Source organism: Streptomyces sp. NPDC055506, from assembly GCF_053643595.1.
This window is the reverse complement of sequence record NZ_JBSHKH010000017.1, coordinates 75,164-88,990: the sequence shown is the minus strand read 5'-3', so window position 1 is coordinate 88,990 and position 13,827 is coordinate 75,164. Positions and strand designations below refer to the sequence as shown.

General features: G+C 72.0%; 12 protein-coding genes. 7 read left to right on the top strand and 5 right to left on the bottom strand.

Annotated features, from left to right (window positions below):
- Positions 1–38: 38 nt before the first annotated feature.
- The gene (locus ACWIF2_RS09740) at positions 39–1,835 is read right to left on the bottom strand and encodes a S8 family peptidase (protein WP_454359593.1); all 1,797 of its coding nucleotides are present in this window, start codon (positions 1,833–1,835) and stop codon (positions 39–41) included.
- A 355-nt stretch (positions 1,836–2,190) separates the two neighbouring features.
- On the opposite strand from ACWIF2_RS09740, the gene ACWIF2_RS09735 reads away from it, so the two are divergent.
- Complete coding sequence (locus ACWIF2_RS09735) at positions 2,191–3,069, top strand: lytic polysaccharide monooxygenase (protein WP_454359592.1); 879 nt, start codon at positions 2,191–2,193, stop codon at positions 3,067–3,069.
- An 18-nt stretch (positions 3,070–3,087) separates the two neighbouring features.
- Here the strand turns inward: ACWIF2_RS09735 and ACWIF2_RS09730 are convergent, their stop codons facing one another.
- On the bottom strand, positions 3,088–3,729 hold the full coding sequence (locus ACWIF2_RS09730; protein ID WP_454359591.1) for a Tat pathway signal sequence domain protein: 642 nt from the start codon (positions 3,727–3,729) through the stop codon (positions 3,088–3,090).
- Positions 3,730–4,364: 635 nt separating this feature from the next.
- On the opposite strand from ACWIF2_RS09730, the gene ACWIF2_RS09725 reads away from it, so the two are divergent.
- The 3 genes from ACWIF2_RS09725 (at position 4,365) to ACWIF2_RS09715 (ending at position 6,892) form a co-directional block, all read left to right on the top strand.
- Positions 4,365–5,036 (top strand): DUF6230 family protein, encoded by a 672-nt coding sequence (locus ACWIF2_RS09725; RefSeq protein ID WP_454359590.1) that lies wholly within the window; start codon positions 4,365–4,367, stop codon positions 5,034–5,036.
- A complete protein-coding gene (locus ACWIF2_RS09720) occupies positions 5,036–5,494 on the top strand; it encodes a DUF6114 domain-containing protein (protein ID WP_454359589.1) in 459 nt (152 codons plus the stop codon). Before ACWIF2_RS09725 ends, ACWIF2_RS09720 begins: the two co-directional genes overlap by 1 nt.
- A gap of 141 nt (positions 5,495–5,635) precedes the next feature.
- Positions 5,636–6,892 carry a cytochrome P450 family protein gene (locus ACWIF2_RS09715; RefSeq protein ID WP_454359588.1) on the top strand — a complete coding sequence of 419 codons (1,257 nt, stop codon included), beginning with the start codon at positions 5,636–5,638 and terminating at the stop codon, positions 6,890–6,892.
- Here ACWIF2_RS09715 and tatA read toward each other — a convergent pair.
- Complete coding sequence (tatA, locus tag ACWIF2_RS09710; RefSeq protein ID WP_454359587.1) at positions 6,849–7,109, bottom strand: Sec-independent protein translocase subunit TatA; 261 nt, start codon at positions 7,107–7,109, stop codon at positions 6,849–6,851. The genes ACWIF2_RS09715 and tatA overlap by 44 nt on opposite strands.
- A gap of 77 nt (positions 7,110–7,186) precedes the next feature.
- Between tatA and ACWIF2_RS09705 the strand changes: the two genes are divergently transcribed.
- Complete coding sequence (locus ACWIF2_RS09705; protein ID WP_454359586.1) at positions 7,187–8,734, top strand: LCP family protein; 1,548 nt, start codon at positions 7,187–7,189, stop codon at positions 8,732–8,734.
- On the opposite strand, the gene mgtA is transcribed toward ACWIF2_RS09705, so the two are convergent.
- Both mgtA and ACWIF2_RS09695 read right to left on the bottom strand, forming a co-directional pair.
- Entirely contained in the window at positions 8,725–11,217 is a 2,493-nt protein-coding gene (gene mgtA / locus ACWIF2_RS09700) for a magnesium-translocating P-type ATPase (RefSeq protein WP_454359585.1), read from the bottom strand. The genes ACWIF2_RS09705 and mgtA overlap by 10 nt on opposite strands.
- Positions 11,207–11,554 (bottom strand): ArsR/SmtB family transcription factor, encoded by a 348-nt coding sequence (locus tag ACWIF2_RS09695; RefSeq protein ID WP_454359597.1) that lies wholly within the window; start codon positions 11,552–11,554, stop codon positions 11,207–11,209. Before ACWIF2_RS09695 ends, mgtA begins: the two co-directional genes overlap by 11 nt.
- Before the next feature lie 182 nt (positions 11,555–11,736).
- On the opposite strand from ACWIF2_RS09695, the gene ACWIF2_RS09690 reads away from it, so the two are divergent.
- A complete protein-coding gene (locus ACWIF2_RS09690; RefSeq protein ID WP_454359584.1) occupies positions 11,737–12,552 on the top strand; it encodes an SAM-dependent methyltransferase in 816 nt (271 codons plus the stop codon).
- Between the two features lie 214 nt (positions 12,553–12,766).
- Positions 12,767–13,771, top strand: coding sequence for a substrate-binding domain-containing protein (locus ACWIF2_RS09685; protein ID WP_454359583.1), 1,005 nt, complete (start codon positions 12,767–12,769; stop codon positions 13,769–13,771).
- Positions 13,772–13,827 lie beyond the last annotated feature (56 nt).

The window sequence follows — 13,827 nt, the reverse complement described above, 5'->3', positions numbered from 1 at the left end:
CATCCGCACCGGCCGGCCCGCCCGCTCGTGAACGTGAATCAGAAGGTCAGCTTCCAGCTGTTCAGCGTGCCCGTGTCCTGCGCCGCGGTGTCCTGGACGCGCAGCTTCCAGGTGCCGTTGGCGGTCTCGCTCGACGCGTTCACCGTGTAGGTGGTGTTCACGTTGTCGGCGGAGTCCGAAGCGGCGGACTTCAGGCGGTACGTCGAGCCGTCCGGCGCGACGAGGTCGATGACGAGGTCGCCGCGGTAGGTGTGGGTGATGTCGACGCCGACCTGGAGGGCCGAGGGGGCGTTGCCGCTGCGGCCGGTGACGCTGATCGGCGACTCGATCGCCGCGCCGTTGTCCGGGACGGCGACGGCGGTGGTGCTGGAGAAGGTCGTGCCGGTGGACGTACCGCCCTTGACGGCCTGGACCGTCTTGGCGGCGTCCGCGAGGCCGGCGCCGCAGCCGCCGGAGCAGGTGCCGGGCAGGGCCCGGGCGTTGGCCTTGATGGCCGACTCGATCTGCGCCGGGGTGAGGGCGGAGTTCGCCGACTTCAGCAGCGCGGCGAGGCCCGCGACGTGCGGGGTGGCCATGCTGGTGCCCTGGTAGTAGGCGTAGTTCTCGCTCGACGGCGTCTTGGCGCCGGAGTTCAGCGTGGACAGGATGCCGTTGGCGGTGGAGGTGCGGGTCTCGCCGCCGGGGGCGGAGATGTCGACGAGCGAGCCGTAGTTGGAGTACGAGGCACGGCTGCCCGCGCGGTTGGTCGCGGCGACGGAGATGACGTTGTTGCAGTTCGCCGGGGAGGAGTTGGAGACGTTCTGGTTCTCGTTGCCAGCCGCGACGACGACCGAGGTGCCGCGGTTCACGGCGCCGGTGATGGCGCTCTGGGTGGCGGTGGAGCAGGCGCCGCCCCCGCCGAGGCTCATGTTGATGACCTTGGCGACGTTGGTGTTGGCGGGAACGCCGGAGACCGTGCCGCCGGAGGCCCAGGTGATCGCGTCGATGATGTCGGAGTCGTAGCCGCCGCACTTGCCGAGGACGCGGATCGGGGAGATCTTCGCACCGTAGGCGATGCCGGCGACGCCCTTGCCGTTGTTGGTGGCGGCGGCGATGGTGCCGGCGACGTGGGTGCCGTGCCAGGAGGAGGTGGAGGCCGGGATGCCCTGGCCGCACTCGTTGTCGTTGTACCAGTCGCCCGGGTCCGCCGGGTTGCTGTCGCGGCCGTTGCCGTCGACGGAGACGGCGGTGTCGGAGATGAAGTCGTAGCCGCCGACGATGTTCGCGGCCAGGTCGGAGTGGGTGACGTAGCCGGTGTCGATGACGGCGACGGTGACGCCGCTGCCGGTGGTGGTGTCCCAGGCGCCCGGGACGTTCATGCCCGCGGTGGACTCGAACAGGTCCCACTGCTTGCCGTAGTCGGTGTCGTTCGGGGTGACGGCCGTCGGCTTGTTCAGACGGTCCGGAACGACGTAGGCGACCTGCGGGTCGGCCTCGTACTGGGCGACGACGTCGGCGACGGACGTCCGGGTCGTGTCGGTGCCCAGCTCGACGAGGGCGGCACCCGTGCCGAGGCGGCGCTGGAAGTCGACTTCCTCGCCCGTCTTCTCGGCCTTGGCCTCGGCGTCGGCCGCCGCGGCCTTGTTCGACTTGGCCTCGGAGGCACCGGACTTGTAGCCGACGATGAGGCGCTCGGCCGGGGCGCCGGGGGCGGCCTCGGTCTGGGCGGTGGGGACGGCGGGGCGGGGTGCGGACTCCTGGGCGACGGCGACCGAGGCGGGGGCGGCGGTCAGCAGCGCGGCGGAGACGACGGCGACGGATATCAGCTTCCGTCTGAGCTCTGGGGAGGTACGCACGGTCGTTGCCTTTCGTGGCCTGACTCCGGGCTGGGCGGAGCGGCGGTGGAGTCGCTTCGTCGTCGAAGCGGAGGGGGGGTGGTTCGAAAAGCGACGCGTTGGCCGGCCAGGCGCAGAGAAGGCGAGCGGGCCCGTTCGGGGTTGCCTGTGGGTCAGCTGTGGTCGAACGATAGGCAAAGGGCAGGTCATCGGGATACGGGGGAAACCCTCGATCCGGCCGGAAACCCACCCTCTATGGCGGGCAGTTGGGCGCGAACGACCCCTTTTCGAACACACCCCCCGTAGTGAACGCGCCGGGACGGTTTCCCGTACTGCACTACCGACGTTGCCGCCCCGGCCGAGGAGACGCAGAGGGATGCCTCGTACGACCCCACACCGCACCGCACTCGCGGCCGCCCTCGTGACCCCGCTGCTGCTGCCGCTGTGGGCCGCCGGACCGGCCGGGGCGCACGGTGCGCCGACGGATCCGTTGAGCCGGGTGGTGGCCTGCTCCCCCGAGGGCGGCGATCGCGCCGGCTCGGCGGCGTGCCGCGCGGCCGTCGCCGCGAACGGCGCGCCCTTCACGGCGTGGGACAACCTGCGGCTGGCGAACGTCAACGGCCGGGACCGGCAGGTCGTCCCCGACGGGAAGCTGTGCAGCGGAGGGCTGCCCGAGTACCGGGGCCTCGACCTCGCCCGCGCCGACTGGCCGTCGACCCGGGTGAAACCCGGCGCGGCGCTGACCATGCGGTACGTCTCGACGATCCCGCACACGGGCACGTTCCGGATGTACCTGACGAAGCCGGGCTACGACCCGGCCGGGCCGCTGTCCTGGTCCGACCTGCCCGAGAAGCCGTTCGCCGAGGTGACGGACCCGGCCCTGACGGACGGCGCCTACCGCCTGGAGGCGACCCTGCCGTCCGACCGGACGGGGCGGCACGTGCTGTACACCGTGTGGCAGAACAGCAGTACGCCGGACACCTATTACTCGTGCTCGGACGTGGTGTTCCCGGAGAAGGACACGGTGGCTCCGCAGAAGGACACGGTGGCTCCGCAGAAGGACACGGTGGCTCCGCCGAAGGAGGCGGCGCCTCCGGAAAGGAAGGAGCAGAAAGAGGAGCAGGAGGAGCAGAAGGTGGCCGCCGCTTCCGACCCCGGCTCGGGCCCCTCCACTCCCATGCTGGCGGGCGGCGCCGCGGCGGTGCTGTTGCTCACCGGCGGCGCCGCCCTGGCCGTACGGCTACGGCGACGCTGAACTACCGCTGATTGATGGTCAGTTGACGTTGACCGCGACACCGCCCTTGGTCACCGGGGCGTACTTGGCCGTGAAGAAGGCGTTGCTGAAGCACAGCGACGAACCGGACGTCTTCGTGAACTGCTGGTTGACGAAGGAGATGCTGTGGTCGGCGTTGCTCGCCGTGCCGGTCAGGCTCGGGGCCTGGTAGACGCAGGTGATGGTGCCGAGCAGGGTGCGCAGCTTGACCGTGGACTGGATGGCGGAGCTCGCGCCCGGGGTCACGGAGACCGTGCCGTCGGAGGACACGCTGGTGGTGTAGGGCAGGTTGTCGACAGTGATGCCGCTGACGCCGAGCACACCGGTGACGTTGGCGCTACAGCCGCTGGTGTCGAAGGTGTGCGAGGCGAGGGACTCGGTTGCGGTGCCCGGAGCGGCCGGGTTGGCCGTGACCTCGGCGGAGAACGCCGACGAGGTGCAGGAGATGCCGCTGGTGCCGGTCGCGCTGGAGCGGAAGGTGGCGGCGGTGCCGCTCGCCAGGGACGCGTCGAGGACGTCACCGACCGCGACGGCCGCGCCGTCGCTCGTGGTCAGGACCGGGGTGTCGGCGGCCGAGGCGGGGGTGGCGAGGCCCAGGGCGGCGACGGCGGCGGTGAGGGCGAGCAGGGTGCGTGTACGCATGCGGGTGTACCTCTTTCGGAAGCGAGGGTGAGGGGGACGCGCGTAGGCGTCCGCCGTCGCCGGTCCGTCACGCCTTCACCGTACGTGACGGACCGGCAACGGCGGTCCGGTCACCGGCCGGAGGCACGCACGGGAACGCGGCTCCGGCCGGGCCAGGCGGGGGGTGGCTGGTGGCGCGGCTCCAGAGGAAGCTGCCGTGCCGTGGAGGATCGGACTCGGGCGATGGAAAGCCCGTGCGGACGCACCGGGCGGTGAGATGCCCGTCCGGGACGGGCGGGCCGGGGGCGCGCGGACGGTGCCGCGCGGCGGATCCGGCGCCACGGATCCGTTGAGACGAGGAGAGTTGTAGACCTGGCGGTCAGTCAACGTCAAGACTTATCAAGGGAGTTGTGCGTGCGCTGAGAGTTTCCGAACGACGGTGACTCACATGCGGCGCACATTCAACACTCTTTGTTCACACTTCCCTTGACCGCTCATGTAACCCCCGGTAACTTCCGAGTCGGCTACTGCGGCGTAACGAGAAAGCCCTTGCAACCGCCGGGGGTTGCGGGGGGACGTACGTACGCGGTCGGTGTCCGCGCCAGGGCAACGTGCCACCGAAGTCCGATCCGCACCGACACGCACCTGGAGCAGACATGACCTCCTCCGCCGAGCTCACCCCCGAAAGACCGGACGGCCCCGCCGCCGACGACGTCACTGACGTTCCGGCGCGCCGCGGGCGGGTCCGGGCACGCCGGGCCGCGGTGATGGCGGTGCCGGCCACCCTGGTCGCCGCCGGCCTCGCGGTCCTCACCGCGGAGGGGGCGCTGGGCGTGCAGTTCGCCATCTCCGGTATGCCCTTCACGGTCACCGCGACCGAGCTGAAGGGCAACGGCTTCGCGCAGTTCGGAGGCCTGGACAAGATGGCCAAGGACAGCCCCAACGCGGGTGAGACCGGCGGCGAGGTGCTGGTCGTCACGTCCGTGATCAAGGACGCGACGCTCACCAAGCTGTGCCAGAGCGTGGACCTGGGCGGAACGAACCTGATCATCAGGGCGGGTGAAGGCGAGAAGAAGGTCCGGGCGACCGACCTGACCACCGACTCCACACAGCTCTCGGGTGACGCGGCCTTCACCAACATCGAGATCGGCAACGACGCCAGCGAACTCAACAAGGCCGGCCCTCTGGGCAAGGGGCCGATCGGCGTGTTCAGCCAGCAGTCCGACACCGTGCACATCGCCAACCTGCGGCAGACCAACTACGCCACGACGGCCGGTGTGTTCAAGCTGCCGGGGCTGAAGCTGGGCTTCAGCGAATCGGGCTGCTGATGCCCGGCGACCCACGCGGGAAGTCCCGGTCCGCCTTCCGCCGGTGGCGGGCCGGCCGTCCCTTCTGGGGCGGGCTGCTGCTCACCCTGGGCGGTGCGGAGGTCCTGCTCACCCTGAAGGCGTCGCTGGACGTCATCCTGCACGTCGGCATGCAGGGTCTGGCCGGCTATCTGTTTCCGGCCGTGATGCTGCTGTGCGGCGTACTGATCCTCTTCAATCCCTCCCAGCGCCTGTTCTACTCGGTCATCGGGGTGCTGGTCTCCCTGGCGACCTGGATGACCTCGAACCTGGGCGGCTTCTTCGTGGGCATGCTCCTGGGCATCGTCGGCAGCTGCCTCACCTTCGGGTGGCTCCCGGACCAGGAGCCGCGCGTCGGCCGGCGGCAGCGCAGGAAGGCCGCCAAGGCCGCGCGGGCGGTGGCGGGGCCCCTGGAGCGGGAGGCCGGCCAGACCGTCTGAATCAGGCCCGGTGACCCTGTTCAGGCCAGTGATCCCGCACCCCCTGGCGTCGCCCGGCCGCGGCGACTTGGCTGGACGGGCCGCGTCCGCGCCCAGGCGTGCGCGCGACGTACGAACAGCCGCCAGCCCAGGGAGAGTCCGATGGATCAGACCCACCCGATTGTGATCGACCCGACCGGCCGCGACATCCACGGCGAGGCGACCCAAATCCGCGAGCGCGGCCCGGTCACCCCCGTCGAACTCCCCCACGGTGTCCCGGCCTGGGCGGTCAGCAGCACCCCGCTTCTCAAACGGCTGCTCACCGACCCACGGGTGTCGAAGGACCCGCGCCGGCACTGGCAACGCTGGATCGACGGCGAGGTCTCACCGGACTGGCCGCTGTTCACCTGGGTCGCCGTGCAGAACATGTTCACGGCCTACGGCACCGACCACAAACGGCTGCGCACCCTCGTCTCCAAGGCATTCACCGCCCGCCGCACCAACGCGCTGCGGCCACGGATCGAGGAGATCACCGGGGCACTGCTCGACCGGGTCGCCAAGGCCGGGGCCGGCGGCGGCGCGGACGGCCAACCGGTCGATCTGCGGGAGGAGTTCTGCTACCCGCTGCCCATCCAGGTCATCGGCGAACTGCTCGGGCTGCCCGAGGAGCTGGGGGACGAGCTGCGGATCGTGGTGGACGGCGTCTTCCACACCTCGGCCGACGCCGCCGAGGTCGCCGACATCTATGCCCGGTTCTACGCCGTCCTCGGTGAGCTCGTCGCCGTGAAACGGGCGGCGCCCGGCGACGACCTCACCTCCGCGCTGATCTCGGCACACGAGGAGGAGAGCGGCACACGGCTCAGCGAGCAGGAGCTGCTCGACACGCTGATGCTGATGATCAGCGCCGGTCACGAGACCACGGTCAACCTGCTCGACAACGCCGTCCACGCGCTGCTCACCCACCCCGACCAGCTCGCCCACGTCCGCGGCGGGCGCGCCTCCTGGGACGATGTGATCGAGGAGACCCTGCGGGCCGAGGCGCCGGTGGCCAGCCTGCCGCTGCGGTACGCGGTCGAGGATCTGCCCCTCGGTGAACTGGGCGGCCCGGACGGCGCGGTGATCCGCAAGGGCGAGGCGATCCTCGCCTCGTACGCCGCCGCCGGACGCGACCGGGAGCACCACGGCGCGGACGCCGCCGTCTTCGACGTCACCCGCGCTGCCAAGGACCATCTGGCCTTCGGGTACGGCGTCCACCACTGCCTGGGCGCCCCGCTCGGCCGGCTGGAGGCGCGCGTGGCCCTGCCGGCGCTGTTCGAACGGTTCCCCGGCCTCACCCTGGCCGTGCCGGCCGAGGAACTGCTGCCGGTGGACTCGTTCATCTCGCACGGCCATCGGACGCTGCCGGTTCTGACGGGCTGACGGGCTCCACGGAGGGCGCCGGATCCCGGGGGTCCGGCCCTCCGGAGGCCGGTTCCCCGGCGCCCTCCTCCTTCATTGCCTTCGCCTCGCTCTTGAGGATCCGCATCGAGCGGCCGAGTGATCGCGCCGTGTCCGGCAGTTTCTTCGAGCCGAACAGAACGATCACGACGATCCCCACGATCAGCAGATGCCAGGGCTCCAGTCCGTTGCGCAGCACGTCATGCCCTCCCTCTCTTCAACAGTTGCTACATTGCGCAACTGTACAACCCCCGGGCGAGAGGCAAGCGGACGCCGATGACGGTCAGCAGTATTCGGAGGACAGAACAACCGCGGCACCGGGCCGCGCCCCGGGATCAGAGGCGGCGGCGCGGTCGCCGCCGCGGGCCACGTGTCGCCCTCCTGATCTGTCTGGCCCTGCTCGTGCTCGCCGCGGGCGGTGCCGGCTGGCTGTATCTGAAGCTGGACGGCAACATCAGCACCTTCGACTCCGGCGGCCTCTCCGACAACCGCCCCGCGGCCGGCTCGTCGAAGGGCGAGAACATCCTGGTCATCGGCTCCGACACCCGCACTGGCGGCAACAGCGCGCTGGGCGGCGGCGACAAGGACGACGTCGGCCGCTCCGACACCGCGTTCCTGCTGCACGTCTACGCCGACCACCGGCACGCCCTCGCCGTCTCCATCCCGCGTGACACCCTGGTCACCGTCCCGTCCTGCGAACTGCCCGACGGCAGCTGGACGAAGGCGCAGCCGGACACGATGTTCAACGCCGCGTACTCGGTGGGGCAGACCGCCAAGGGCAACCCCGCCTGCACCCAGAACACGGTCGAGCAGCTCACCGGGCTGCGCGTCGACCACACCGTCGTCGTCGAATTCAAGGGCTTCGCACGGCTGACGGAGGTGGTGGGCGGGGTGCGGGTGTGCCTGCCGCAGGACGTGCACGAGAACGACCTCGACCCGCACCTCACCGCCCCGGGCAAGCTGCTGTTCCACAAGGGCGAACAGACCGTGTCGGGACAGCGGGCGCTGGACTACGTCCGGATCAGGCACGGCATCGGCGACGGCAGCGACATAGGCCGGATCAAGCGCCAGCAGGCGTTCGTGGCCGGTCTGCTGAAGGAGGTGAAGAGCAAGGGCCTCACCCCGACACGGCTGTTGCCGCTCGCCGACGCCGCCACCGAGTCGCTGACCGTCGACCCCGGCCTCGGCTCCGCCGACAAGCTGATCTCCTTCGCGATGTCCCTGAAGGACATCGACCTGCACAACACGAAGTTCGTCACCCTGCCCTGGCGCTACGAGGGTTCCCGGGTGGCGATCGTGCAGCCGGACGCCGACGCGCTGTGGGCCGCGCTCAAGGCCGACCGCACGATCGACGGCCAGGACGCCGGCGGAAAGAAAACCGGAAAGTCTGCTTCCAGCCCCTCGGCGGGCACTCCGTCCGCCTCCGCATCCCCCGCGCCGGTCTCCGGGGACGGCATCGACGTCGCCGTCTACAACGGCACCGCGGTCCCCGGACTGGCCGCACGCGCCGCCGAGGCCCTCACCGCGGACGGCTTCACCGTCACGGGTACGGCGACGGCGTCCGCCCAGGACCACACGACCACACTGGTCGAGTACGGCCCCGGCCTCGGGGACCGGGCCCGGACCGTCGCGGCGGCCTTCCCCGGCGCCGAGCTCCGGTCGGTGACCGGCAGCGGGATCAAGGTCGTGCTGGGGCAGTCGTACGCCGACAGCCCGGCGGCGACGGCGTCCGCGTCCCCGGCTCCGACCGCCGTACCCTCCGAGGTCGCCGACGGGGCCCGTTCGGCGGACGACAACCCCTGCTCGGACCTCACCTACGGCTGACGCTGCCGCTGCCTGGCCCTGGCCGCCGTCAGGGCCAGGGCGTACAGGCCGAGCACCACGGCGGGCAGCAGGTAGTACGCGGCGGGCAGGGCCGTCATGCCGAGGGCCGTGCCCAGAGGGCTCGGCGGCAGCAGCAGGCCGACGGCGGCCAGGCCGGCCGCCGCCCAGCCGACCGGGCCCGGCACCCGGCTCCCCTCGACGCGCCGGCCGCTGCGCAGGAGCAGCATCACCAGGGCCTGGGTGAGCAGGTTCTCGGTGAACCAGGCGGAGTGGAACACGGCCTCGTCGTCCACGGCGTCGGGGCCGTTCAGCGCGAGGGCGAGGACGGCGAAGGTGGCGAGGTCGGCGAGCGCGTTGAGCAGGCCGAAGCCGGTGACGAACCGGAGGAAGGAGCGCGGCCGCAGCACGGCCGGACCGCGCAACGCCGCCGCGCCGGGACGGTCGTGGGCGAAGGCGAGCTGGGCCGCGTCGAAGCACAGGTTCTGCGCGAGCACCTGGGCCGGGAGCATCGGCAGGAAGGGCAGCAACAGGCCGGCGGCGAGCATGGCGACGACGTTGCCCAGGTTGGAGGAGAGCGTGACGCGCAGGTACGAGGCGATGTTGCCGCTCGCGTGCCGGCCGGCCGTGATCGCGTGGCCGATCGCCGTGAGGTCCTTCTCGGCGAGGACGACCTCGGCGCTCTCGCGGGCCACGCCGACGGCGGAGCGGGGCGCGAGCCCGACGTCGGCGGCGCGCAGCGCGGCCACGTCGTTGACCCCGTCGCCGAGGAACCCGACGGTGTGCCCGGCGGCGCGCAGGGCGGCGACGAGGCGGGCCTTGTCCTGAGGGGTGCAGCGGGCGACCACGGTCGCCCCGGCGGCTTCGGAGTCCGCCAGGTCCGAGGCGGTCCGCACCCGCCCCGGATCCAGGCCCAGTTCCCGGCAGGCCCGGGCCGCCGTGGCCGGGTGGTCGCCGGTGAGGACCTTGACGGTGACGCCGCGGTCGGCCAGGCCGCGCAGTGCCTCCGCGGCGGTCGGGGCGAGGGTGTCCCGGAAGGTCACCAGGCCCCGGAAGGCCAGGCCCCGGGGATCGGCCGACGGTTTCACGCGGGCGGGACGGTCGGCCGTGGCGAGGGCCAGCACGCGCAGCCCGGTGTCCGCCTCCCGGGCGGCGAGGGCGAGCAGCCGGTCGCGCTCGCCGGGTTCGGTCGCGCAGCGTTCCAGTACGGCCTCGACGGCACCGGTGACGACGACGGTGTGCCGTCCGAGGGAGCCGCGTACCACCGCCGTCGAGATCCGCCGTACCGGTTCGAACGGCACGGCGTCCACCCCGTCGTACTCCTCGCCCACCGGCCCGGCCGCCTCCAGCAGGGCCTCGTCGAGGGCGTCGGGGGCGGGCAGTTCGGCGAGCTGGAGGGTCCACCAGGCGCCGACGGCGGCCCAGCGCAGCACCTCCGGGTCGTCCCGGCCCGCCGGGTCGAGGGCCCGTGCGACGACCGGCCGGTCCTGGGTGAGTGTGCCGGTCTTGTCGACGCACAGCACGTCGACAGCGCCCAGGTCGTGCAGCGCGGGCAGCCGTTTCACGATGACGCCGTGCGTGCGGGCCAGGAGGGCGGCGCCCCGGGCCAGACAGGTGGTGACGATCACCGGCAGCATCTCGGGCGTCAGGCCGACGGCGACCGCGACGGCGAAGGGCAGGGTCTCCAGGCCGCGTCCGCGCAGCGCCGCGTTGGCCATCAGCACCAGGGGCGGGGTCAGCAGCATGAACCGGATCAGCACCCAGGAGATCCCGTGCACGGACCGGTCGAAGGCCCCGCCCTCCCGGCGCGCGGCCGGCTGCCGGTGCGCGGCGGCGAACCGGGTCCCGGTGCCGGTGGCGACCACGACGGCGGTGGCGGTGCCCGAGGCGACGGTGCTGCCCTGAAAACACAGGAGGGACTCGCCCGTCCCGTCCGCCGTTCTCTTGTCCACCGGCGCCGACTCCCCGGTCACGACGCCCTGGTGCACCGTGAGCCCCCGCGCCCGCAGCAGACGTACGTCCGCCGGGACCAGGTCTCCCGGACCGAGGCGGATCACGTCGCCGGGGACCAGTTCGGCGACCGGGACCTCCCGGGACTCCGGCGGCTCCCGGCCGTCGGTGCGGCGGAGCACCGCGGCCGTACCGGCGACCAGATCGCGCAGGGCGGACATGGACCGGTCGGCCCGGTGCTCCCCGGTCGCGCGCAGCACGCAGCTCACCACGACCAGGGCGAGGATGACCACCCCGGTGCCCCAGGACGCCATGGCGACGGACACCAGGCCGAGGCAGAGCAGTACGGCGGTGAAGGGGTCACGCAGGGCGTGCGCGCAACGGAGGGGCCAGGACGGTGTACGCGCCTGAGGCAGGGTGTTCTCGCCGCAGGCGATCAGCCTCGCCGCCGCCTCGGACTCGGTCAGCCCTCGGGGCCCCGACTCCAGCCGCCGCAGCACCTCCAGGGTGGTGCCCTCGGCGGTCTCAGAGGCCATGAAGCCGGCGGCGCGCCGGTGCGGCTCGGTCCATGAGCCGGCCCACCAGGAGCCGCACGACGTCGACGATGTCCGGGTCGTCGACGTAGTACACCTGCCGGCGGCCCTCGCGGCGGGAGCGGACCAGGCCGGCCAGCTTCAGCTTGGTGAGGTGCTGGCTGACCGCGGGCAGCGCCCCGCCGACCCGCTCCGCGAGCCCGGTCACATCGCTCTCGCCCTGGGCCAGCGCCCAGACGATGTGCAGCCGGGCGGGCGAGGCCAGCAGCCCGAAGGCCCCGGCCGCCTCGGCGAGCACGTCGGCTGACGGGTCCTCGAAGCCACCGCCGGCTGCCGCCACCGTCACCGCCCCTTCCGTCGTGTCCGTCGCGCCCGTCGTCCCGTGAGCCGCACCAGTTTAGGCGGCCCGCGGCACCCGCCTCGGAAAGCTGTTTCTTCCCTCCCGGGGGCAGGAGTGATGGAATCTCGCCCATCGGTCCAACTGTGGCCGGTGACAGGTGAGTTGTGCACTGGGAGGCCCGGATGCCGGAGCACCGTATCGACACCGAGAGCGCGCACTCCGCGCGGATCTACGACTACATCCTCGGCGGCGACGACAACTATCCCGCCGACCGGGAGGCGGGCGACGCGATGTGCCGTGAGTGGCCCGCCCTGCCGGTCCACATGCGGGCCAACCGCGACTTCATGCACCGCGCCGTGCGGTATCTCGCGGCCGAGGCGGGGATCCGCCAGTTCCTCGACATCGGCACCGGCATCCCGACCTCGCCCAACCTGCACGAGATCGCCCAGGCGGCGGCCCCGGACGCGCGGGTCGTCTACGTCGACAACGATCCGCTCGTCCTCTCCCTCTCCAAGGACCTGCTGTCGAGCACGCCCGAGGGCGGGACGGCGTACGTCGAGGCGGACATGCGCGACCCGGCGGCCATCCTCGGCGCCCCCGGCTTCCGGGAGACCCTCGACCTGTCGGAGCCGGTCGCGCTGACCGTCATCGCGATCGTGCACTTCATGCTGGACGAGCACGACGCCGTCGGCATCGTCCGCCGGCTCCTCGACCCGCTGCCGCCCGGCAGCTGCCTCGCGATGTCCGTCGGCACCGCCGACTTCGCACCCGACGAGGTCGGCCGGGTGGCCCGGGAGTACGCCGCGCGCGGCATGCCGATGCGGCTGCGCACCCTGCCCGAGGCGGCGGAGTTCTTCGAGGGGCTCGACCTGGTGGAGCCCGGCATCGCGCAGGTCCACAAGTGGCGCCCGAACCGCACGGACGGTACGGAAAAAGACGGTGCCAAGATCCGGGACGAGGACATCGCGATGTACGGCGCGGTGGCGCGCAAGCCGTAGCCGGGGAAAGGGGCCCTGACCTCGCCGTTCGGCCCGTCGGACGGATCATCACGATGCGGCGGCGGCAACTCACGGCTTGTGGCCGCTCACTTGACGACCAGTGGTCACACACGGTTGGCTCCGGGCCAGAGAGAGTCATCGGGTCGTGCACGTTCACGGCCCCGCTGTGCTCTCACCCTGCTCTTGCTCGGCCGCACAGCGAGGTCCACCCCCCATGAACACTCCTCCCCCGCAGCCCACCACCCCGAGACTCTTCCGAACCGCGGCCCTGGCCTCCGCCGCGTGTCTGCTGGTGTCCGGCTGCTCCGTCCTCGGCGCCGCCGACGACAGGTCGGATACGGCAGAGCGGTCCGGCGGCGGGATGAAGGTCGCCCTCGTCACCCACGGCGGCAAGGGCGACGCCTTCTGGGACCTGGTGCGCAGAGGCGCCGAGGCGGCGGCCGCCAAGGACGGCATCGACCTGACGTACGCCGGGGACTCCGACCCGGCCGCGCAGGCCGCGCTGGTGAAGGACGCGGTCCGCGACAAGGTCGACGGCATCGCCGTGACGCTCGCCAAACCGGCGGCGATGCGCGGCCCGGTCGCCCAGGCCAAGGCGGCCGGCATCCCCGTCGTCGGGCTCAACTCCGGCATCGACGCCTGGCGGCCCGCGGGACTCCTGGAGTACTTCGGCCAGGACGAGTCCGTCGCCGGCCGGGCCGTCGGCGACAAGCTGGACGAGGTCAAGGCCAAGCACGCCCTGTGCGTGGTGCACGAACGGGGCAATGTCGCGCTGGAGGCCCGCTGCGCCGGAGTACGGAAGACGTTCCGCGGCGACACCGACAACCTCTACGTGGACGGCGCCGACATGAACGCGGTGACCGCCACGATCGCGTCCCGGCTGCGGCAGGACACGAGCATCGACGAGGTCGTCACCCTGGGCGCCCAGTACGGGCTCAGCGCGGTCAAGGCCGTCGAGCAGGCCGGCAGCAGAGCCGAAGTGGCCACCTTCGACCTCAACAAGGACCTGGTCAAGGCGGTCCAGGGCGGCGATGTGCAGTTCGCAGTGGACCAGCAGCCGTATCTGCAGGGCTACCTCGCGGTGGACGCCCTGTGGCTGTACCGCACCAACGGCAACATCAGCGGCGGCGGGGCGGCTCCGGTGCTCACCGGTCCCGCGTTCGTGACCAGGTCGAACGTGTCCGCTGTGGCCCGGTTCGCCGCCGCCGGGACCCGGTGACCGGACACTTCCTGTGACGGTGTCGCCAAAGATTCGGTCAGGCCCGGTTCGCACCC